We start from the raw sequence: 21983 nt of genomic DNA on the forward strand, positions 1-21983 counted from the left end.
CCGGAGCGGCGGATTTCCTCGGATTTCCGGGGTTACAGAGACTGTCTGAGTGACAGTCTGCCGTTTCGGCACGCCATGGCGCAGTATTGGAGCACCTCACACGGACCCCGCATGTTTCCAATCTCCGACGACAACCCCACGTTGCGCACTCCGGTCATGACTCTGGTCATTCTGGGGGTGACGTGGGCCGTGTGGTTGTTCGTGCAGGGCGGCGGCAACCCGTTCGATCTGGCGGTGAGCGTATGCAATTTGGGGATGGTACCCGGGGAGCTCACGCACCTGGCCCGTATCGGGGAGGGCGTGCCGTTGGGGACCATCGACGGCCAACCGCTGGCCTGTATCGTCGACCGTGAGGGAGTCAATTGGGCGACCCCGGTTCTGTCGATATTCCTCCACGGCAGTTGGAGCCACATCATCGGCAACTCCCTGTATCTCTGGGTATTTGGCAACAACGTGGAAGACAGCATGGGACGCCTGCGGTTCCTGGGGTTCTATCTGATCACGGGCCTGATTGCCGCGCTGGCCCACATCGCCGTTTCTCCGGCGTCGCCGGTGCCCACCGTGGGGGCATCCGGCGCGATTTCCGGGATCATGGGGGCGTACCTGTTCCTCTATCCACGCGTTTCGGTGCGCACGTATTTCCCTCCCATCTTCCTGTTTCGGGTGCCGGCGTGGGCGGTGCTCATCTTCTGGTTCGCCAGCCAAGTGGTGGCGGGGCTCCCGCAATTGCGGCCGTTTGACCGCGATATCTCAGGCGGTGTGGCGGTGTGGGCCCATATCGGCGGCTTTGTCGCCGGCGCGGTGCTGGTGCATGTGTTTCGCAACGTGGAATATCTGCGACGGCGTCGCGTTGCGGCCGACGCAAAAGTCGTTTGGTCCTGAACGGTTCGTGATCGATCTGGCATGGGACATCCCTGTGCGAAACGATCGATGGTGTAGCGCTTCGGGTCTCACGCAGCGATGCTTACGGACGTCACCGCGCGGTGTTGCGCGCGCCGATGTCTTCTTCAGCCGTCAAGTCCCGTGAAGCTGTTCTCCAAAGACGAATCGTTTTTCGACTATTTCCGGCAATTGGCCGAGCATATCGGCAGCGCGGCGGTCCTGCTCAAGTCACTGCTCGAGAATCCCGCCGACGCGGCCCGCATTGCGAGCGAGATCAAGCGCGTTGAAACTGAAGGCGATGCGATTGTCTATGTCATCAATCAGCGCATTGACACGAGCTTCGTCACGCCGCTGGACCGTGAGGACATTCACCAACTTGCCAAGCGGCTCGACAACGTCATCGATATCATCAACGGTGCGGCCCGACGCGTGGTGATGTTCCGGGTGACGGAGCCACGTCCCGGGGGCGTGCGGATGGCGGACGTCATCGTCCGCGCCAGCCAGGAGATTCTCGAATCGGTGGTTGATGTTACCAAGCCGAAACGCATGTCGGCCCACAGCCGGGCCATCAAGCTGCTTGAGGAAGAGGGAGATGGATTGTACGCCGAGTGCGTGGGTGCCCTCTTTGCACTCAACGAGCCGGCGATCGAGGTGATCAAGTGGAAGGAGATCTTCGACGCCCTTGAGCACGCCATCGATGAATGCGATGACGTGTCAAATGTGCTGGAGAGCATCGCCCTGAAAAACAGCTGACCGCGTGTGATCTACTTCGTTTTGTTCATCGTCGTCGTCGCGCTGGCGTTCGACTTCATCAACGGGTTCCACGACTCCGCGAACTCCATCGCCACGATTGTCGGGACACGCGTGCTGAGCCCACTGGCGGCCGTGGTGTGGGCGGCCACCTTCAACTTTGCGGCCTTGTTCGTAGTCGGCACCTCGGTCGCAAAGGCGGTGGGAGGCGGGTTCATCGACGTCAAGATTGTCGATCCGCAGGTGATTCTTGGCGGCCTGCTCGGCGCGATCATCTGGAATCTCATCACCTGGTGGTTTGGCATACCGTCAAGTTCCTCGCATGCGCTGATCGGTGGTTATGCCGGCGCCGCCGTATCCAAGGGTGGTTTCGTCGCGCTGCTGTGGGGCAAGAAGTGGATCGAGACGTTGTCGGCCATCGTGGTGTCGCCGGCGCTTGGCATGCTCATGGGCTTCCTGCTCATGTTGTTGGTGATGAACCTGTTCCGGAAAGCCTCGAACACCGGCACCTCGCATTTCTTCCGCATTGCCCAGATGACCAGTTCGGCGCTGTTGTCGCTGGCGCATGGTGGGAACGACGCGCAGAAAACCATGGGGATCATCGTTGGCCTGCTTGTCGCGTCGAAGGCCCTGTTCGCCGGCGCCACCGGCTGGAAGAGCCACCTGTATCTGGAGTCTTTCGAGACAATCCCGCTCTGGGTCGAAATGAGCGCGTACACGTGCATTTCGCTCGGGACGCTGTTCGGTGGGTGGCGAATCGTCCACACGATGGGGACACGCATCACGAAGCTGCGCCCGGTCGGTGGCTTTTGCGCCGAGACGGCGGGCGCGCTGGTGATTCTCACCGCGACGAAATTCGGGATTCCCGTCAGCACGACGCACACCATTACCGGCGCGATTGTCGGAGTCGGGGCGACGAACCGACTGTCGGCGGTTCGGTGGGGATTGGCGGGGCGGATTGTCTGGGCGTGGGTATTGACGATTCCGGCCGCGGCCACGATGGCCGCCATCGCCTATCAACTGCTCGCGGCCTTCGTGCACATCTAACGTTGGTCGCCGGCGATCACCATCGCCGACACGCCGCATGCCCAATTCCATCTCACTCACCTTGCCGTACTTGAATCGCGAGCTCAGTTGGCTCGACTTCAATGCGCGCGTTCTCGACGAGGCGCTCGACGATCGCGTTCCGCTGTTGGAGCGCCTCAAGTTTCTGGCCATCTTCAGCACCAACCTCGACGAGTTCTACATGGTGCGGGTGGCTGGATTGCGGCGCAAGGTGGCCTCCGGCGCGCCGCGGTACCTTCCCGATCCGCTGGCGCCCGCCGAGCAATTGGAGGCCATTCGCACACGCGTCGCCGGCCTGATGGAGCGGCGGCGCACGGCACTTCGCGACCAGCTCTGGCCGGCGCTGGCTGAGCGCGGCGTGCGATTGCTTCGGATGCCGGAGTTGTCGGCCGGTGAGGCCGCGACCGTCAGCGAATACTTCGAGTCACAAGTCTTTCCCGTGCTCACGCCGCTGGCCGTCGATCCGGGACACCCGTTTCCGTACATCTCGAATCTGTCGTTGTCGCTGGCGGTGCAGATTGTCGATCCGGTAACTGGGGCTGAGCACTTTGCCCGCGTCAAGGTGCCGCGCTCGTTGCCGCGGTGGGTGCCTGTGGGTCGCCCGCATTGCTTTGTGCCGCTGGAAGACGTCATCGGGGCAAACCTCGGCGCGCTGTTCCCGGGGATGACCGTATCGCAGTGGCACACGTTCCGTATCACACGCTACTCGGATCTCGATCTGGGTCAGATCGACCAGCCCGAGGACCTGCTGGAGACGATCGAGCAACAGGTCTTCCAACGACGCTTTGGCGAGGTGGTGCGCCTGGAAGTGCATCGGGAGATGCCAGCTGCCATGCGACAGCTGCTGCTTGAAGAGTTGGGAGAGAGCGAAACGCAAGCGATCGCGCCATTGCGGGCGGGTGATGTGCATACCATCGACGAGTTGATGGAACTGGGTGACCTGATGACACTCAGCGGACTCGAGGCAGACGATCTGGCCGATCTCCACGATGCACCGTACACGCCGGTTGTACCTGCCGCGTTGCGCGACGGTCGCAATTTGTTCGACGCAATTCGCGAACGAGACCTGTTGGTGCATCACCCGTATGAGTCCTTCGCAACCACGGTCGAGGCGTTTCTCGAACTGGCCGCCCATGATCCGCAGGTGTTGGCGATCAAGCTGACCTTGTATCGCACCTCGGGCGACACCGCCATCGTGCGCGCGCTCACTGAAGCGGCGGAGCAGGGCAAGCAGGTGGCGGTACTGATCGAGCTGCAGGCCCGTTTTGACGAACAGAACAACATCTCGTTCGCGCGCACCATGGAGGTCATACGGCATCCATGTCGCCTATGGCCTGCCGGGTCTTAAGACCCATGCCAAAACCGCCATGGTGGTGCGTCGTGATGCGGATGGCATTCGTCGCTATTGCCACCTGGGCACCGGGAACTACAACTCGAAGACGGCGCGGCTGTACACGGATATTGGTCTGTTCACGTGCAACCCGCAGATCGGCGCCGACCTGACCGATCTGTTCAATTCCCTGACGGGTATGTCGCGGCAGAAGCGTTACCGGAAACTGCTCGTCGCGCCGGCCAACTTGCGTGAGCGAACCATTGAGTTGATCAATCGGGAGGCGACGCACGCCAAGGCCGGAAGGGGAGGGCGCATCATCGCGAAGATGAATGCGCTCGTCGATCCGGGAATCATCGACGCGCTCTATCGGGCCTCGCAGGCGGGCGTCGAGATCGACCTGATCATTCGCGGTATCTGCTGTCTGCTGCCGGGGGTTCCTGGCGTGAGCGAGCGCATTCGCGTGATCTCGATTCTCGGACGTTTCCTGGAGCACTCGCGGCTGCAATCGTACGGCAATGCCGGCCAGCCGGAGTACTACATCGGGTCAGCGGACTGGATGCCGCGCAACCTGGACCGGCGTGTTGAAGCCATGGTCCCCATCGAAGATGCGCAACTGCATCGCAAGCTCAAGTCGCTGCTGGAAACCTGCCTGTCGGACAATCGGCAGGCGTGGGAATTGAGTGTCGATGGTCAGTACCGTCGTCGTCAGCCGCTGGGGCGCCCTGAGCGCGCGACGCAGCACATCCTGATGCGCGAACCATGGGGACTGCTCCCGGACGGCAAGCCGGTCTCGGCGGCGCGCAAGCGATCATCCAGGCCGCGCGGCCACGCGCGGACGGAAGGCAAGGGACGCACCAACCCGGCCGTGGATGACGCGTGACACGTCCACGGCCGGGTTGGTTGTCCGACGCTAGAAGTTGAACTGCGCCTGAAGGCGCAGCAACTCGCCACGCTGGTGATTCTTGGGGCGCTGCTTATCCTCGAACCGGCGATCTCCATGGTAGTACGTGGTGGTGAATTCCACGCTGGAGTTGGGCTGCCATTCGAGCCCCAATTCGAAATCGCGCACGGTGTAGCTTCTGGCGTCGCGCTCGTGTTTCTTGCCGCCGTCATACACCTGATACCGGGCGAACGGGAACAGCACCTGATGACCCTTCTTGATCTGGTACGTGGCGGTGACAAATCCTCCCTCGAGCGAACGCGTTTCAATGCTGTCCTTCGCGGGATTGTACTCGGGCCCGCGTCCCACATTGTACTCGGCCAGCAGGCCGAATGGTTTGGGGGCAACGCTGATCGACGCGACGACGCGCTCGTCACGATAATTCCAGTCGGACCTGCCTTTCACGCCGGTGCTTCGCTGATCTGACGTCACGTCGTACTTGCCGCTGTAGGCGGCCAACGACGGCTCCACGATCTGTTTGCCGACGGCGATGGGATAGGTGGCACGGGCCACCACGTGCAGGGAATTGTTGGCCTCAGGGCGATTGGCCGTCTGACCGTTGTACGCCCCGATGGCAAGCACCCCATAGTCGCCGCTTCCCTTCAGGTTGTCGTTCACCAGGCTGCTAAAGCGATCACGGATCTTCTTGGGCGCCCACATCATGAACGCACCGATGTCGCGCTCGTTCGCCGACGCGCTATTGGTGGCGTCCGCGCGATCGAGCGGCAGTCGGTTCTGGCTGCTCTGCAGATTCTCGAAGCTGTAGGGCACCTTGCTCTGCCCAAGTCGCAGTCGGAACTCATTCTTCGTGTCGAGTCCGATGTCCGTGTACCAGTCGCGCAGCTGCGCGACGTTGCCCGACGTGCCACCGTGCTGGCGAAGTCCGGCTGCAAGTAAATGAAGACCCGGGGGTGGACCTGCCCCTGGAAGACGATGCGTGCGCGTCGGATGAATACGCCGTTGTTGGCACCCCAGCTGCGGTCACACTGCTCGCACTGCAGGGAATCGTTCGTCTCGAGCAACCGGTTATACCGAATCTGTCCATAGCCTCGGACGCGAATCTTCTCGTACCACGGCGTGGCGGCCGGCGCGGGAGGGGGAGTCTTGGCCTGCGCGTGCGCGTCTGCGGAAACCAGCAGCAATGCGAGCGACACCGGCACGTATCGGGTGGCGAAGTGACGAGGCATATGTAAAGAGTCGGGTACGAGTTGGTGACGACGGCGACACCACAGTGTATCGCGGTGGTCACACCGACGCGCCGAATGCGACCGGGCTGTTACAATCGTTGCCGAACTGTTACTCCGAGCCGTCGCTTGGTTGCAGCTACTCGCCGTCGCCCTCAACGAAGGTGATCACCGACCCGTCGGGGGCCACCACTTCCACGGGGCGCCCGAGCACTTCTTCGAGGAGGGCTCGCTTGCGGGCGCCTCCCCAGCACTCCAGCCGCACGTTGGTGGCTCCTTCGGCCTCCAACACCGTGACCCGAACGGCGTCGGCCGCCCACCGAATCTTGAGCCGGCCAACGGCACTCACGTGGCCGCGATCCAGGCCGTCGGCGAAACGCAGGAGCGCCGAGAGCTTGACGATGCGTTCGCGCAACACGCGATCGAGTTGCGCGAACCCCCGGTGTTTGCGTTTGGGCGCCGTGCCACGGTGATACCGCGCCACGTGGGCGATCGCGATCTGCTCAGCCGGCGTCATGCCGAGGAGTTCCGCGTGCGAGATGAGATGGAACGAGTGCTTGTGGTGGTTCTCGTAGTTGATGTGGTAGCCCACATCGTGCAGCAACGCCGCATCCGACAAGATGCGGCGGTCCACGGCGCCCAAACCCATTCGCGGCGCCAGCGCCTCGAAGAGCTGCAGCGAGAGCTGTTGCACTTGTCGCGAATGCGGTTCCTCGTAGTGGCACCGCTCGGCGAATTCTCGAACGGAACGCTCGCGGGCCGCCCCCGGATCGGCCACTACCGGCGTCACTCGTGCCGATTCCAACAGCAGGCCTTCACGTATTCCGTAGCCGGAGCTCACCAGGTCGCGCGCGTCGAAGCGCGCCATGACTTCGGCCGCGGTCGCCAGGCCGGCGACAATGATGTCGGCGCGGGCCGGGTTCAGACCCGGCACGCGCGAGCGTTCTTCCGGGTCGAGTCGCTGCAGCCAATCGAGCAGATGTTCAAGTTCCACACGCGAGACCCGGGTCCCGTGCGGTGCGCGCGAGGTCAATCCCTGCCGTTGCAGCATAATGCCCGCGAGATTCGTGAACGTCCCGCCTGACCCGATCACACGCACCCCGCGCCAATCCTTGACCGGGGACGCCTTCCGAAGCCCCTCACGCACATGCTCGCGCAACTCGCGCACGGCGCGCGGCCTGACTGCGGGCGTGAGGAACCGTTCGGTGAGCCGTACGGCGCCGAAGGGCATCGATGCCACGCGCTCGATGAGTCCATCCTTTGCCAGGACGATCTCCAATGAGCCGCCGCCGATGTCCATGACCAGGGCGCGGCCGGCGCCCAGATCGAAGTGGGCCAGTGCACTCCGATAGCACAGCAGGGCTTCCTGTTCACCACTCAGGACACGAATGTCGACGCCGGTGAGCGACTGCGCCCGACTGGTGAACTCCAGTCCGTTGGTGGCGTCCCGAACGGCACTGGTGGCCACGATCTCGATCCGGGCGGCCCCCAGCTGCCTCGACAGCATGACCATGCGTTGGAGCGAGGCCAACGCCGCGTCGAGCGCCGTCTGGCCCAAGGCTCCCGTTCGCTCAAGGCCTTCACCGAGTCGGGGCATCGCCTTCATCTCGTCGATGACCCGGATCTGACCCGTGAGCGAGACGTCGGCCACGATCTGGCGAATGGAATTCGACCCGATATCGATGGCGGCGATGCGTTGATCGCCGCTCGCGCCACTACCGGACGGCGGTGTAAGCGGGCGTGCCGTCATGCGTTCGGTCCCATATAGTGAACAGGATTGGCCACGACTGAAGCTATCGGACCGGCGCGCGATCGACAGGGCCTGCATTCGAACGGCTGCCCGGTCGCGGCGTCAGCCCAGCTCGTAGCCCCTTTGTGACGCCGCCGTGACGTATCCGTGACACGGCCCCGTGAGCTTCGTGGGAATCGATGGCGCCGTTGGCCGGCTGCACTCATCGCCGGGCGTCTGCCTTCGTCACTCTCTCGTTGGAGCCCTGATGTCACGCAATTCGTTTCGTGTTGGGCTGGTGCGGTCGCTGGTCCTTGGCGTCTCGGCCTTCGCGGCTGTTGCCTGCAAGGGCGGCGAGCACAAGACCGTGGCGCTCACCGGTGCCGGTGCCACGTTTCCCTATCCGATCTACTCCAAGTGGTTCGACGCGTTCTACAAGGCGACGGGCAACCAGGTCAACTACCAGTCGCTGGGGTCCGGCGCCGGTGTGAAGCAGTTCACCGAAGGCACGGTGGAGTTTGGCGCGACAGACGGCCCGATGTCGGATGCCGAAATCACTGCCGTGAAGGGCCAGGTGATCCACCTCCCCACCGTGCTCGGCGCCGACGCCGTCACCTGGAACCTGCCGTCGCTCGGCAAGACCGCGCTCAAGTTCGACGCCGCCACGCTCGCCGACATCTTCCTCGGCAAGATCACCAAGTGGAATGACGCGCGACTCGTCGCGCTCAATCCCGGTGTGACGCTCCCCGCCATCGACCTGCTCGTCGTGCACCGTTCCGACGGATCGGGAACCACATTCATCTGGACCGACTACCTGAGCACCATCTCGCCAGAATGGGCCGAGAAGGTCGGGCGCGGGAAGTCCGTGAATTGGCCGGTCGGTCTCGGCGGCAAGGGCAACGAGGGCGTCACGCAGCAGATCAAGCAGGTCGAGGGCACGATCGGCTACGTGGAGTTGATCTACGAGCTCGCGAACGACCTGCCCGTCGGCGAGATCAAGAACAAGTCGGGCGCCTTCGTCGCGCCGACCCTCGAGAGCGTGAGCGCGGCCGCGGCCGGCGTCGAGCTCGCCGAGGACACCGACTTCCGCGTCTCGATCGTCGATGCCGCGGGTGCAGGGGCCTACCCCGTCTCGTCGTTCACCTGGCTCCTCGTCAGCCCCGACGTCGCCGACGTCGACAAGGCCAAGGCCATCAAGGCGTTCCTCACCTGGATGACCGGACCCGAGGCGGCCGCGATGGCGCGCGAACTGCACTATGCGCCGCTCCCGGCTGCCGTGGCTGAGCGCGTGAAGGCTCGGATCGCGACGCTCAAGGGCGCAGGACGGGTGCTTCCCTGAAGACCAAGCCGGTCACCCTATCGGGTAGGTCGAAGGGTGACACGCTCTTCAAGTGGCTGCTGATCGCGGCCGCCTGCACAATCCCTGCGCTGCTTCTGGCTTTGCTGGCGGAACTGACGCGGGGCGCACTACCCGCGGTCGGTCGTTTCGGGCTGGGATTCATCACATCCTCCACCTGGGACCCGGTCGCGGGGCACCTTCGGGGCCTGGCCGGCGATCTTCGGTACGTTGCTCACGTCCTTCCTCGCGCTCGCGATGGCCGTGCCGCTCGCGCTCGGCGTCGCCATCTATCTCACCGAGTTCGCGCCGGGGCGCATCCGCCAGCCGATCGCGACGGTGATCGAGCTGCTCGCGGCGATCCCGAGCGTCGTCTACGGCATGTGGGGCATCTTCGTCCTCATCCCGTTCCTGACGACGTGGGTCTATCCGGTGCTCGAGGCGCGCCTCGGGTTCCTCCGCTTTTTCCGGGCCCGATCTATGGTCCGTCGGTACTCTCCGCGGCGATGATCCTGACGATCATGATCGTGCCGTTCATCATGTCGGTCTCGCGCGAGGTGCTGCTCGCGGTGCCGGCCGGTCAGCGCGAGGCCGCGCTCGCCCTCGGGGCGACGCGCTGGGAGGCGGTGAGCACCGCCATCGTCCCCTACGCCAAGTCGGGGATCATCGGCGCCGTCATCCTCGGACTCGGCCGCGCGCTCGGCGAGACGATGGCCGTGACGATGCTGATCGGCAACCGGCATGAGGTCGCGGCCTCGCTCTTCGCGCCCGGCTATTCCATGGCGGCCGTGATCGCCAACGAGTTCGCGGACGCCGCCGGCGGACCGATCCACGAGTCGGCGCTGATCTACATGGCACTGCTGCTCTTCGGCGTGACCGTGCTGATCAATGCCGCCGCCCGCCTGATGATCTGGCGTGTGTCGCGCGGACGCGGGAACGCATGCCTCGTGACCATGCGCTCGCGCGATCCGCCGCGGCAAGTCACGGCTCATGGTGTCGCTCATGGGCGTCGCCGTGGTGCTGGCGGTGCTGCCGCTCTTCCTGATCCTCGGCTCGCTCATCCTGAAGGGCGCCTCGTCGCTCTCATTCGGCTTCTTCGTCAACCGGCCCGTGCCGGTCGGCGAGACCGGCGGCGGCGTCGCGCACGCCATCAATGGCACGCTCTTGATTGTCGGCGTGGCCTCGTTGGTTGGCGTGCCGTTGGGCATCGCCGCCGGACTCTACGCCAGCGAGTATCGCGGCACGCGGCTCGCCTGGATCACCCGCTTCGTCGCTGACGTGCTGAACGGCACGCCGTCCATCGTCGTCGGGCTGCTGGCCTGGACCTGGGTGGTCGCCACGCAGCGGCATTTCTCCGCGCTGGCGGGCTCGTTCGCCCTCGCGTTCCTGATGATTCCGATGGTGATGCGCACCACCGAGGAGCTGGTTCGCCTGGTGCCCGACTCGCTGCGCGAGGCGGCGCTCGCGCTTGGGTACACCCGCTGGCGCACCACGCTCGTGGTCGTGCTGCGCACCGCGTTGCCGGGCATCGTCACGGGGTCACTCTTGTCCGTTGCCCGCATCGCCGGGGAAACGGCCCCGCTCCTCTTCACCGCTCTCGGCTCGGAGTATTTTTCGTTCGACCTGGACCGGCCGATGGCCGCGCTTCCCCTGGTGGTGTACAAGTATGCCACCGGACCATATCCAGAGTGGCACAAGCTGGCGTGGACCGCATCGCTGGTCCTGATCCTGGTCGTGCTCGTGCTCAGCATTGCGGCGCGACTTGCCACCCGCCAGCGGTTCGGTCGCCGTGACTGACGCGACCGCGCGCATCCGGACCGAGGGACTGACGGCGCGCTACGGCGCATTCGCCGCGGTGACGGACGTCTCCCTGTCCTTCGCCACGAATCAGGTTCATGCGCTGATCGGACCATCCGGGTGCGGCAAGTCGACGTTCCTGCGGACCATTAACCGCATGCACGAGACGGTACCCGGTACGTGGATTGACGGCCGGGTCATGCTCGACGGACAGGATATCTATGCGCCGGACGTGTCGCCGGTGCGCTTGCGCCGCCGCATTGGTATGGTGTTCCAGAAGCCGACGCCGTTTCCCTTCATGTCGATCGCGGACAACGTGGCAGCGGGTCTGGTTATGGACCGGACGCTGTCCAAAGCGCGCGTCGCCGAGGTCGTCGAGCGTTCGCTGAGGCGGGCGGCGCTGTGGGAAGAGGTCAAGGACCGGCTGAACGCCAATGCGATGGCCCTTTCGGGCGGACAGCAGCAGCGCCTGTGCCTGGCGCGAAGTATTGCGCCGGAACCGGAAGTCATCCTGTTGGATGAACCGACGGCATCGCTCGATCCGCAAGGCACGCAGCGGATCGAGGAGCTTGTCTTCGATCTGAAGCGGGAGTTCACGATCGTCATCGTAACGCACAACATGCAGCAGGCGGCTCGCGTGTCGGACACGACCAGCTTCTTCTATATGGGAACGATGGTGGAGCATGGCGTGACCAAGCAGATCTTTACGGCTCCGCGTGAGGAACAAACCGAAGCGTACATCACCGGTCGGTTCGGCTGATGCCTGACACGCGAGTGGCGCCCTTGGCGCATGCTATCGAGGCCAAAGATTTTTCGTTCTGGTATGGTGCGCGAAAGACGTTGCATGATGTGACGGTCCAGATTGCCCCGAAAGAGGTCACGGCCATCATCGGGCCATCGGGTTGTGGCAAGAGCACGTTCCTCCGCTGTATCAACCGGATGAACGATCTGGTCACGGATTCGCGCGTGTCCGGCGAGTTGATGGTGGAAGGCCGAAACGTGTATGGGGCGGGACTGGACCTGGTCGCCCATCGACAACGCGTCGGCATGGTCTTTCAGCGACCCAATCCCTTTCCCAAGTCGATCTACGACAACGTCGCCTACGGGCCAGCGCTCAACGCGTTGGTGCGCCCCGCCGAGTTGCCCGACGTGGTGGAGCGCTGTTTGCGTCGCGCGGCGCTCTGGGATGAGGTGAAGGACCGCCTTGCTCAGCCGGCCACGGGGTTGTCCGGCGGCCAGCAGCAACGCCTGTGCATCGCCCGCGCGCTGGCCAATGCGCCGACCGTGCTGCTGATGGATGAGCCCTGCTCGGCGCTCGACCCGATCGCGACGCAGAAAGTCGAAGGAGTTGATCTTTGAGTTCAAGCAGGACTACACAATCGTTATCGTGACCCACAATATGCAGCAGGCGGCGCGTGTCGCGGCCCGCACCGGATTCTTCGATGCCGGGCGCCTGGTGGAGATGGGCGACACGCAGCAGATCTTCACCAAGCCGCAGCACGAGCGTACCGAAGACTACATCACCGGGAGATTCGGATGACCGAGACGCACAGGCATTTTCACGAGGAACTCGCGGACGTGCGCTCGCGGCTTGTCGCAATGTCGGGCGCGGCCGAGACGGCGCTGGCGCTGGCAGTCGATGCGCTGCTCTCGCGCGATGACGAGAAGGCGCAGCGCGTCATCCTGGTGATCGGGAGATCGACCCGGGAAGTCGATATCGAGGAGCGGTGTATCTCGCTGCTGGCGCTCCAGCAGCCCATGGCGCGCGACCTTCGCACGATTACGTCGGCCATGCGCATTGCCAACGATCTGGAGCGCGTTGGCGAGCACGCCGTCAACATCGCGCAGTCGGCGATGCGGGTTTCCAATGTATCAACCGGATGAACGATCTGGTCACGGATTCGCGCGTGTCCGGCGAGTTGATGGTGGAAGGCCGAACGCGTGTGGGGCGGGACTGGACCTGGTCGCCCATCGACAACGCGTCGGCATGGTCTTTCAGCGACCCAATCCCTTTCCCCAAGTCGATCTACGACAACGTCGCCTACGGGCCAGCGCTCAACGCGTTGGTGCGCCCCGCCGAGTTGCCCGACGTGGTGGAGCGCTGTTTGCGTCGCGCGGCGCTCTGGGATGAGGTGAAGGACCGCCTTGCTCAGCCGGCCACGGGGTTGTCGGGCGGCCAACAGCAACGACTGTGCATCGCGCGCGCGCTGGCCAATGCGCCGACCGTGCTGCTGATGGATGAACCCTGCTCGGCGCTCGACCCGATCGCCACGCAGAAAGTCGAAGAGTTGATCTTTGAGTTGAAGCAGGACTACACAATCGTTATCGTGACCCACAATATGCAGCAGGCGGCGCGTGTCGCGGCCCGCACCGGATTCTTCGATGCCGGGCGCCTGGTGGAGATGGGCGACACGCAGCAGATCTTCACGCCGCAGCACGAGCGTACCGAAGACTACATCACCGGGAGATTCGGATGACCGGACGCACCGGCATTTTCACGAGGAACTCGCGGACGTGCGCTCGCGGCTTGTCGCAATGTCGGGCGCGGCCGAGACGGCGCTGGCGCTGGCAGTCGATGCACTGCTCTCGCGCGATGACGAGAAGGCGCAGCGCGTCATCCTGGGTGATCGGGAGATCGACACCCGGGAAGTCGATATCGAGGAGCGGTGTATCTCGCTGCTTGCGCTCCAGCAGCCCATGGCGCGCGACCTTCGCACGATTACGTCGGCCATGCGCATTGCCAACGATCTGGAGCGCGTTGGCGATCACGCCGTCAACATCGCGCAGTCGGCGATGCGGGTTTCCAAGGCCCGGCCCATCGTGCCGGAGCCGGAAATCGTCGAAATGGCCCGTCTCACCAGAAAGATGCTGGCCGACGCCATTGACGCCTTCATTCACGGCGATCCGGCAGCGGGACGTGAGATCTGCCGGCGGGACGACCAGGTCGATGCGCTGAATCGCTCGGTGTTCCGGATACTGCTGACGCACATGATGGAGAATCCGCAGATGATCAGCACGGGTATGGAGCTCCTCCTGGTCTCCAGGAATCTCGAACGCGTTGCGGATCTCGCGACCAATGTAGCCGAAGGCGTGGTCTTTCTCGTTGAGGGGAAGTCCATCAAGCATCATGCCGAGGATGGGGGCGAGTAGGACGCGCCTTCAAGGACGATTCGCTGGTGTCGCCCCCAGCGTGTTGAGCAGCTCAAGGACCCGGGTGGCGGTCACCGTCGGCAGCGCGACATAACCCAGACTGGCCGCAACGTCACCGCCGTCTGTCAGGGCCCAACGGAGGAAGTCCGCCAGCTGCCGTGACTTCTCCGTTCCAATGCGTTGTGGCGAAATCAGCATCCACGTGAACGATGCGATGGGGTAGGACTGATCGCCGGGCGCGTTCACGAGTGACCAGCGCAAATCGGACCGCGGCCCCGCCAGACTCATGACGCCTGCCGCCGCCGAGGCAATTTCGAATGCCATCGGTGCGATGAACCGTCCGGATCGATTGCGCACCCGTGCCACCGGCAGGCGGTTCTGGCGCGCATAGACAACTTCCAGGTAGCCGATCGATCCCGCGGTCTGCTTCACCTGACCGGCCACGCCCTCGTTTCCCCGACCTCCAATTCCCACTGGCCAGCGGACGTCTCTTCCGCGCCCGGGTCCGGCGAGCCATCGTGGACTGACGGCCGCGAGGTACTCGCTGAAGATATAGGATGTCCCGCTTTCGTCGGAGCGATGCACGACCTGCACCGTGTCGGCCGGCAGCGGCGCGTCAGGATTGAGCGCGCGTATCCGGCCGTCGTTCCATGTGGTGATTCGGCCGAGAAAGATGTCGGCCAGGACGTCACCGGACAGATTGAGCGGATGACGGGCAAGGCCCGGGAGATTGTACGTGACGGCGACGGCACCCATCACCGTGGGAATATGCATGATCGGCGTTGACGATCGCGCCAGCTCCTCATCCGTCATGGGCGCATCCGTGGCGCCGAAATCGACGGTACCGTCCATCACCTGTCGAATGCCGCCCCCCGAGCCGATCGAGAGATAGTTGATGCGGACATTCGTGCGCTGCGCGTACTCGTTGAACCAACGCGCATAGATCGGATACGGGAACGTCGCCCCAGCGCCCGTAAGGTCGACGCGCGTGCTGCCGGCGGGCGACTCGCCGACCGAGTCGATTCGTCCCGCGGCCTCTTGGGAAGTGGCACAGGCGCCGAGCAGAAGGGCCGTGACGCCCAGGCAATTCCGGAGCAACCGCATCGTATTCCTCCAGCCTAGAGGCGGTTGGCGTAGCCCAGGAACTTGAACCGACCCTGATGTTCGATGATTGAGCCGAACAGGCGATCCTCAACGACATGTCCATTCGTCAGCCGTACACGTACAGAGCAGTCGGTATATACCAGACTGGTGGACGTTGTGTCACTTGGCGCCGGACATTTCACCAGAATCAGTTGGAAGGGTGAGCCGCCGAATCGGGCGAACAGCTGGCGCGCACCGCCGTCGGAGTTGTCCAGAATCTGCCCCCACAGCAACTGTGGCGGCGCTTCGTACGGAGGCTTGCTCAGTCGTGATCCGGGATAGTACAACCACGCAAACTCTGCCCGGTCGATGGTCATGCGGTTCAGCGACGCCGTGTCGCGCGTGGCGACCGCGCGCGCCCAGCGCGTGACCAACCCGTCAATGGACGCGCTGGCGTGCCGGAGCGAATCGGGAGGCTCCGCCACATCGACCTGAAAGCGCTGCAGCTGTTCGGCAATCGGATGAATGGAGTCGACGGTGCCCCCGGCCGCCACCACATCGCGAACATGAGCGGCCTGTGAGTCTGCGGCCGACGAGTTGGTGTCGCGCGGTGAGCAGGCGCTCACCACAAGCGCATAGGCCGTGCAGAGCGAGGCGAGAAGGCGCAGGGAGTCACGACAGCGATTCATGGGGCTGGAATGATGAGGGAAGTACGAACGGTTGGCGCCGTACCATACGGTGCCAACCGTTCAAGGCTCTTCCGGCAAGCGATCGGGCCGACAGGGCGGATTGGCGCCCTGTCGGCCCCGCACACGCTAGTTGCGGGTGTAGCTGGTCCAGTTCGCCCACCACTTCGTACCACCTGGGGCGGCGGCGCCGCGATAGGCGGTTGGTGTAATAAACGTTCCCACGCGCGCCGCGATGCGCGGGTCGGCCGTAAAGCTGCTCAGGCCACCGGTGGCAATCGGGGAACTCGCCGACGGTGACCAATCGAAGTCGGCTCCCGTGGTCGTTGCCGAACCTGCGGGCAGTGCCGTGAACAGGCTGGCGGCCGTCACCGATCCCGCCGCGACGGTGATATTCGCGTTGCGGGCACTGAAGGCGGACTCCTGTCCGAAATTGGTGCCCGTGGGATCAAAGATCACACCGGTGTTCTGGGTGCCGTTGTCGGCGAAATACAGGTTGCGGGCGATCAGCGAGTCGACCACAAACCGGTTGTTGGACGTCGAGTCGCGCAACGAGATGGCCTGTCGCGGCCAGCGTGCGACCACACCGTTCAGGTAGTAGCCGCCCGTGCCACGACGGAGCACCATGCCCACGCCGCCGTTGGTCGGAGTCGTCTGGGTGCTGCCGACACCGATCACCGTGAAATTGGCAAAGAGGTTCATGGTGTACAGCCCGTCGTCGCGACCGGAGCTCTGGGCATTCGCGCCGGATGGCGCCGTGCATCCGCCACCATTGCAGCCGTCCACTTCGAAGCCTTGCGGATCGGCCGAGATCGCGCCGGCGCCGGCGCGCGGCGTGAGGAACGTCGACTGATAGGCGATCAGGAACTGGTTGCGACCGCTGTATCCCTCGGAGGTATCGAAGTGATCGTCTCCCGCCTCATACGAGACGAGGTACTTGCCGTCCACGGTGCCGCCAAACCATTCGAATGAATCGTCGAGCCCGGCCACCGACTGGAGGTATTCGAACGTCGTGCCCCGGCCGACTGCCGCGAACGTGAAGGAGTTGAGTTCGTTGTCCGGCAAGGTGGCGTAGCCCGCGAATTCCACGCGCACGTATCGCAGTGTGCCGCTGTTGTCCGCGTCATTGGTGCCACCGGTGTACACGATGCCGTTGGGATCGGCCCCGACGACTGATCCGTTGGAGCCCTCGATGATAATGCTCCCCGAGCGGTTATTGCGCGCGTTGCCCACGATGACCAGTCCACCCCAGTCGCCTGGCGAGCGATTGCCAGCGCTCCGCTGTGACGTGAACACAACCGGCTGCGTCTCGGTGCCGTTGGCCACGATGCGCGCGCCGCGCAAAATGAACAGCGCCGAGCCAAGCGCGGTCGTGTCGCCGACCAACTTGGTCCCCGCGTTGATCGTCAGGGTGGCACCGCTGTTCACGTACACAAATCCACGGATGACGTAGTTCGTATCGGGGGTGAGTGTGCGGTTCGCGGCGATCGACCCGCTGAGGACAATCGTGGGGTTCGCGGTCAGGCTATAGGCGACCGTGGCACTGCTCGAGCCACCGGACGTTACGGCCGCAGGCGACCCCGTCACCGTGGCATTGTATTTGGTGACACCGACGGTCACCTGTGCGGCCGCCACCGTGTAGCTGCCGGCGTCGACCGAGAGCGTCTGCGTCGCCGTCAGATTCTGCGAGAAAGAACTCGGGCCGGTCACCGAGACGCCGGCATTGGTGCCCGTCGGCAGGCCGGAGATTGTCACGGTCAGCGAGCCCTTCGCCGGCGGCGTCACCGGGTCGTCGCTGCCACACGCCGTAAGCGCCAAGACGGCGGCTGTAGCAGCGACGAATGCGCGAATGCGCAGAGACATCGTCATCGGGTTTCCTGTGTTGTGGAGAGTGAGCGGCCAATCGATGAAGGTGACTGTGCCGTCTCCATAGAAGCACACGGATGTGGTGACACGGTCAGTAACGCGTCACGGTCGTGTCACGCGCACCTGGCGCGACACGACCGTGAGACACCGCGTCGACGTCCGCGGCGGAAACTACTGCCGCCAGGAGAGCCCGAACGAGATCGTGCGGCCGGCATTGTAACCTTCGCGCTCCAGATTGCCCTGCATGAAGCGATAGCGTGCATCAAGCAGGTTGCGCGCATCGAGACGCCCCGACACCTCGCGCCACACGGGGAAACGCAGCGAGAAATCCACAATGTCGCGCGGCGCTTCGACGATGTTTGGCAACGGGGCCACGCCAGCGGCGTAGATGCGCTCGCCGACCACGTTATACAGAATCGTGGCGTTGGTCCGCCCACTGGGCGACGAATACGTCAGGCCCGCGTTCACCACGTACGGCGCCTGTCCAACCATCCGACGCGACCGATCGGTGACGGCCAGTCCCCGCGTGGTATCGAGTGTCACCTTGGACGACATCAACGTGACGTTGGAGAAGCCGGTGAAGGCCTGCGCCCATGATCCCAGGAACCCGAGCTGCTTGCGGGCCTCCAGTTCCATGCCGATGTCGGTGGCGCTCACGGCGTTCTGATACAGCGCCTGATAGGCGCCAGACGTTGCCGACTCGATGCGCTCCACCGGCCGGTCAAAGTGCTTGACGAAGCCACCGATGCTCAGCACTTCACCCGCATTGGGGAAAAGTTCGTAGCGCACATCGTAATTGTCGATCAGCGACCGCTGCAGCTTGTCGTTGCCCGTGACGCTCACGCCCCCCAACACATCGCGAAAGGTTACCGGTGCCAGTTCCCGATACTCCGGCCGGGCGAGCGTGCGCGTGACCCCCAACCGGAGGTTTTGAGTTTCCGACAGGCGCGTGTTGATGAGCAGCGACGGCAGCACGTCGGTGTTGTCAAGGCGCGCGGCCGCGGTAAATCCTCCCTGCGTGCTCGCATCGACATTGATCTTGGCCGCTTCCACGCGCGCACCGGCGATGACGCGAATGTTCTCGCGCAGCCCCCAGTCCAGCATGGCGTAGCCGGCCGAGGTGCGATCCGTCGCCGTGTACGATCCGGCCTGTCCGATGGGCTGGACATTGATCAGCGAGCACGTGGCGCACGACTGGGTCGAACCGAAGATGACACTCGGGCTCTCGGTCAGCAGTGACGATGGCGCGCGGGAGATGAACGCGTAGATGGGCGCATCGGCCTGGCGATCGGTGCTGCGCGTGTACGCGCCGATTTTGAGCGTGTTCTGCTTGGCCGTCTCGCCAATCTGGAACGCATGATCGAGCTGCGCGGTGGTGTTGTTCTCGGTGAGCTTGAAATACAGGCGACGCGCGCCATCCAGGGACGCGAGCAGCGAGAATTGGCCATCGGAACCGCGGGAGTAGACCACATCTGAACGATCCGGCTCGCGTCGCGTGGTGCTGCCATACGTGGCCGACCATGTGGTCTTGTTGTGATCACCCAACTGGTGCTCACCCTGACCGGTCACCGTGACCACGCCGCGTTCGACGTAGCGCAACGTCGTGCGGGCAATGCTGTCCGAGAGATTCTCGTCAAAACCCCGATCGGTTCGCGCTTCGTTGTCGGCGCTCCGGGTAGCGGTGGTGTTGAGCGACAGACGGGAGCTCTGGCCAACCAGCGTCGCGAAGTTCGCGATGCCGCCCCATTGAATGCTCGAGCGCCCGGTTGTCCCGGAGAGCGAGGTGAGCGGTACGACCGTGTTGTTCGGGCCTTGATTACCCACGGCAAAGCGCTCGTTGGCACGCACTTCCTCGGTGTAGCCGTAGTTGCCGCTCAACACGTACCCCACCCGCTTACCCAAAATGGTGTTGCCGCCCGTTGAGGCGCCGAACGACCCGTTCGGCCCTCCAGCGCGCGGGGCGGCGTCCCATACATTGCGCTGCTGCAGCGCGATCTGGTTGAACTGGGTCTGCGATACATTGCCGAAGAAGTTGGCCTGCGACAGTGCCTGCGGCATCTTGCGGGCACCATACGAGAATCCCACCAGCTCGCCGCCGGCGCGCGGCGCCATCGGCAATGTCCGTCCGACCACACGATCGTTGCCACCGAAGCTGGTGGTATAGTTGATCTGCCGACTGGCGGGAAACTCCTTGGTCCGGATGTTCACATTCGCGCCGGCGAAGTCGCCCGGCTGATCTGGTGTGAACGTCTTGCTGGTGGTGATCTCTTGCAGCAGGCTGGAGGGGAACAGGTCCAACGGAATGACCTTGCGCTCAGGCTCCGGGCTCGGGATGCGGGCACCGTTGAGCGACGCGGTGGTGTAGCGCTCGCCCAATCCGCGAACTTGCAAGTACTTCCCGTCCTGCACGGTCACACCGGAGACGCGCTGTGCGGCCTGGGCGGCGTCGCCATCCGGACTTTTCGCGATCTGTTCGGCGGTAATCGCGTTCACCACGTTGGTGGCGTTCTTCTGCTGATCGAGGGCGTCGTTGACCGACCCCTTCTCCTTGCTGGCCGTCACACTGATTGCCGCCAGTTGGAACTCGGCGGCCGTGAGTGACACGTCCTGTTCGACGTCGCCGTTCACGGGCACTACAACGCCCGTGACCGACTTTGGCCCATAGCCAATGCGGCGGATTTGCAGCGTGGCGGTGCCCGCGGGCACCCGCAGCAGGAGGTACCGACCATCGACGCCGGACATCGTGCCGTTAGTGGTGCCCACCAATTGAATCTGCGCGCCAGTCAGACCCTGACCGGTGGCCGCATCGATGACGCGGCCGGTGACCTTGCCGGTGGGCGACGCTACCTGTGCGCCGCCGGAGACGAGGGGAACGGCCAACCCCAGAATCAGGGCCACTCCCCGAACGGAGGCTGACACTCCGCTCCGAGAATGGATGGGGGCGAAGCGGCGTGTCTCGTCGGCGGATAAGCGCATATGGAGTCGGCGTGAGAGTCGAAGAGTCGAACTGCTCCGGGCGGCTCACCGCGCGCTCCGGATGCCGTGCAACTTCCGTGACTCAGGTTTCGAACAGCCGACGGAATTGCAACGACCGTGTCACGGCCGCACACCGGGACCTGGACCTCTCAAGCGTTGAATTCGTGGCCCTGACCGGTTGCCGAGCGAGCCTGAGCCGTGTAATGTCGCCTCGGAATGACTGCCTCCCACACTCCGAATGGCTCTGACGCCCACCCGCGCCGGGTCGCGTCGCCCCCAACCACCGACCCGCAGACGCGCTCCGAGGCGTTGTCGGTCGCCGCTCGTGCTTTGCGGTCGGCCGAACACGTGTGTGTCCTCACGGGCGCCGGCACTTCGGCAGAAAGCGGCATTCCGACGTTCCGGGATGCATTGACTGGCCATTGGGCGCAGTTTACCCCGCAGGAACTGGCCACGCCTGACGCCTTTGCCCAACATCCCGAACGGGTCTGGCAGTGGTATTCCGCTCGCCGGGCCATGGTGCGTGCCGCGCTGCCGAATCCAGGACATGTGGCGCTGGCAACACTTGCCGCCCGTGTGTCGCATTGCACCCTGGTCACGCAGAATGTTGACGACCTCCATCAACGGGCGGGCAATCGCGATGTTGTGTCGTTACACGGCTCGTTGATGCGCGCGAGGTGCAGTGCGGGGTGCGCGGGAACGATCGAACCGACGTTAGACCAGTCCGACACCCCGCCCCGATGCCCGCAGTGCGGAGCACTGATGCGTCCGGATGTGGTGTGGTTCGGTGAGCCGCTTCCGATGGACCAGTATCAGCGCGCCCGCGATGCGGCGGTGGCGTGTGACGTCTTCCTGTCAGTGGGCACGTCCAACGTGGTCGAGCCAGCGGCATCGCTGCCGTGGGTGGCGGCGGCACACGGGGCGACCGTGATTGTGGTCAATCCCTCAATGGAAGGCCAACGCCGCGGTCCGAGTGTGCTGGCAGTCGAAGGCCCGTCGGGCGTGATGCTGCCGAGACTGATCGCGGAAGCGTACGCGGGAAAGCGGCCGCGACGAGTGGAGACCGCAAGTTCGGCCGTCGCCCAGTCAAGTTCCGACGAGCCGTCGATGCCAGTTTCCGAGCCGCTTGAGACGTTAGAGGGCGGACCGCCTTCGGGGCCCGCGCTATCCGATTTTCCGACCGAGCAGGGGAGTCGCTGAGGTCGA

The 21983-nt window shown here is 64.2% G+C and carries 14 protein-coding genes and 5 pseudogenes; 13 read left to right on the forward strand and 6 right to left on the reverse strand.

Annotated features, from left to right (window positions below; translation table 11 throughout):
• Positions 1 to 111: 111 nt before the first annotated feature.
• The 4 genes and pseudogenes from IPP90_19420 to ppk1 all read left to right on the forward strand — a co-directional run bounded on the left by IPP90_19420 (position 112) and on the right by ppk1 (position 4910).
• Positions 112 to 882, forward strand: coding sequence for a rhomboid family intramembrane serine protease (locus tag IPP90_19420; GenBank protein ID MBL0172834.1), 771 nt, complete (start codon positions 112 to 114; stop codon positions 880 to 882).
• 141 nt (positions 883 to 1023) lie between these two features.
• Positions 1024 to 1635, forward strand: a complete 612-nt coding sequence (locus tag IPP90_19425) for a DUF47 family protein (GenBank protein ID MBL0172835.1) — start codon at positions 1024 to 1026, stop codon at positions 1633 to 1635.
• Positions 1636 to 1641: 6 nt separating this feature from the next.
• On the forward strand, positions 1642 to 2679 hold the full coding sequence (locus IPP90_19430) for an inorganic phosphate transporter (GenBank protein ID MBL0172836.1): 1038 nt from the start codon (positions 1642 to 1644) through the stop codon (positions 2677 to 2679).
• A 37-nt stretch (positions 2680 to 2716) separates the two neighbouring features.
• Positions 2717 to 4910: pseudogene (ppk1, locus tag IPP90_19435) on the forward strand (polyphosphate kinase 1).
• Between the two features lie 30 nt (positions 4911 to 4940).
• Here ppk1 and IPP90_19440 read toward each other — a convergent pair.
• Positions 4941 to 6157 (reverse strand): annotated as a pseudogene (locus IPP90_19440) (porin).
• 136 nt (positions 6158 to 6293) lie between these two features.
• On the reverse strand, positions 6294 to 7904 hold the full coding sequence (locus IPP90_19445; protein MBL0172837.1) for a Ppx/GppA family phosphatase: 1611 nt from the start codon (positions 7902 to 7904) through the stop codon (positions 6294 to 6296).
• 247 nt (positions 7905 to 8151) lie between these two features.
• On the opposite strand from IPP90_19445, the gene pstS (IPP90_19450) reads away from it, so the two are divergent.
• The 8 genes and pseudogenes from pstS (IPP90_19450) (at position 8152) to phoU (ending at position 14166) form a co-directional block, all read left to right on the forward strand.
• The gene (gene pstS, locus IPP90_19450; GenBank protein ID MBL0172838.1) at positions 8152 to 9222 is read left to right on the forward strand and encodes a phosphate ABC transporter substrate-binding protein PstS; all 1071 of its coding nucleotides are present in this window, start codon (positions 8152 to 8154) and stop codon (positions 9220 to 9222) included.
• Positions 9219 to 10151, forward strand: a pseudogene (pstC, locus tag IPP90_19455) (phosphate ABC transporter permease subunit PstC). Before pstS (IPP90_19450) ends, pstC begins: the two are co-directional and overlap by 4 nt.
• A 58-nt stretch (positions 10152 to 10209) precedes the next feature.
• Entirely contained in the window at positions 10210 to 11016 is an 807-nt protein-coding gene (gene pstA / locus IPP90_19460; GenBank protein MBL0172839.1) for a phosphate ABC transporter permease PstA, read from the forward strand.
• A gap of 13 nt (positions 11017 to 11029) precedes the next feature.
• Positions 11030 to 11776, forward strand: coding sequence for a phosphate ABC transporter ATP-binding protein (pstB, locus tag IPP90_19465; GenBank protein ID MBL0172840.1), 747 nt, complete (start codon positions 11030 to 11032; stop codon positions 11774 to 11776).
• A pseudogene (locus tag IPP90_19470) lies at positions 11776 to 12556 on the forward strand (phosphate ABC transporter ATP-binding protein). Before pstB ends, IPP90_19470 begins: the two are co-directional and overlap by 1 nt.
• Positions 12553 to 12900 (forward strand): hypothetical protein, encoded by a 348-nt coding sequence (locus IPP90_19475; GenBank protein ID MBL0172841.1) that lies wholly within the window; start codon positions 12553 to 12555, stop codon positions 12898 to 12900. The pseudogene IPP90_19470 and the gene IPP90_19475 overlap by 4 nt, the downstream one beginning before the upstream one ends.
• Positions 12897 to 13493 (forward strand): annotated as a pseudogene (locus IPP90_19480) (phosphate ABC transporter ATP-binding protein). The gene IPP90_19475 and the pseudogene IPP90_19480 overlap by 4 nt, the downstream one beginning before the upstream one ends.
• A 37-nt stretch (positions 13494 to 13530) precedes the next feature.
• Positions 13531 to 14166, forward strand: coding sequence for a phosphate signaling complex protein PhoU (gene phoU, locus IPP90_19485; GenBank protein ID MBL0172842.1), 636 nt, complete (start codon positions 13531 to 13533; stop codon positions 14164 to 14166).
• Between the two features lie 9 nt (positions 14167 to 14175).
• On the opposite strand, the gene pstS (IPP90_19490) is transcribed toward phoU, so the two are convergent.
• The 4 genes from pstS (IPP90_19490) to IPP90_19505 all read right to left on the reverse strand — a co-directional run bounded on the left by pstS (IPP90_19490) (position 14176) and on the right by IPP90_19505 (position 20699).
• On the reverse strand, positions 14176 to 15270 hold the full coding sequence (pstS, locus tag IPP90_19490; protein ID MBL0172843.1) for a phosphate ABC transporter substrate-binding protein PstS: 1095 nt from the start codon (positions 15268 to 15270) through the stop codon (positions 14176 to 14178).
• Between the two features lie 14 nt (positions 15271 to 15284).
• A complete protein-coding gene (locus IPP90_19495) occupies positions 15285 to 15938 on the reverse strand; it encodes a hypothetical protein (protein ID MBL0172844.1) in 654 nt (217 codons plus the stop codon).
• Between the two features lie 126 nt (positions 15939 to 16064).
• Entirely contained in the window at positions 16065 to 17804 is a 1740-nt protein-coding gene (locus tag IPP90_19500; GenBank protein MBL0172845.1) for a hypothetical protein, read from the reverse strand.
• A 168-nt stretch (positions 17805 to 17972) separates the two neighbouring features.
• A complete protein-coding gene (locus IPP90_19505) occupies positions 17973 to 20699 on the reverse strand; it encodes a carboxypeptidase-like regulatory domain-containing protein (protein ID MBL0172846.1) in 2727 nt (908 codons plus the stop codon).
• Positions 20700 to 20993: 294 nt separating this feature from the next.
• Here IPP90_19505 and IPP90_19510 point away from each other — a divergent pair, with 294 nt between their 5' ends.
• A complete protein-coding gene (locus tag IPP90_19510) occupies positions 20994 to 21977 on the forward strand; it encodes an NAD-dependent deacylase (protein ID MBL0172847.1) in 984 nt (327 codons plus the stop codon).
• The last annotated feature ends 6 nt before the right edge of the window (positions 21978 to 21983 follow it).

This window comes from Gemmatimonadaceae bacterium, from assembly GCA_016720905.1.
In the GTDB taxonomy this organism is placed as follows: Bacteria; Gemmatimonadota; Gemmatimonadetes; order Gemmatimonadales; family Gemmatimonadaceae; genus Gemmatimonas.

Excerpts from the sequence above, each read along its gene's own strand:
- IPP90_19420 (MBL0172834.1), top strand. The coding sequence starts at position 112 with ATGTTTCCAATCTCCGACGACAACCCCACGTTGCGCACTCCGGTCATG.
- pstS (MBL0172843.1), bottom strand. The coding sequence starts at position 15,270 with ATGCGGTTGCTCCGGAATTGCCTGGGCGTCACGGCCCTTCTGCTCGGC.
- IPP90_19510 (MBL0172847.1), top strand. The coding sequence starts at position 20,994 with ATGACTGCCTCCCACACTCCGAATGGCTCTGACGCCCACCCGCGCCGG.
- pstA (MBL0172839.1), top strand. The coding sequence starts at position 10,210 with ATGGTGTCGCTCATGGGCGTCGCCGTGGTGCTGGCGGTGCTGCCGCTC.
- IPP90_19445 (MBL0172837.1), bottom strand. The coding sequence starts at position 7,904 with ATGACGGCACGCCCGCTTACACCGCCGTCCGGTAGTGGCGCGAGCGGC.
- IPP90_19500 (MBL0172845.1), bottom strand. The coding sequence starts at position 17,804 with ATGACGATGTCTCTGCGCATTCGCGCATTCGTCGCTGCTACAGCCGCC.
- pstS (MBL0172838.1), top strand. The coding sequence starts at position 8,152 with ATGTCACGCAATTCGTTTCGTGTTGGGCTGGTGCGGTCGCTGGTCCTT.
- IPP90_19495 (MBL0172844.1), bottom strand. The coding sequence starts at position 15,938 with ATGAATCGCTGTCGTGACTCCCTGCGCCTTCTCGCCTCGCTCTGCACG.
- IPP90_19475 (MBL0172841.1), top strand. The coding sequence starts at position 12,553 with ATGACCGAGACGCACAGGCATTTTCACGAGGAACTCGCGGACGTGCGC.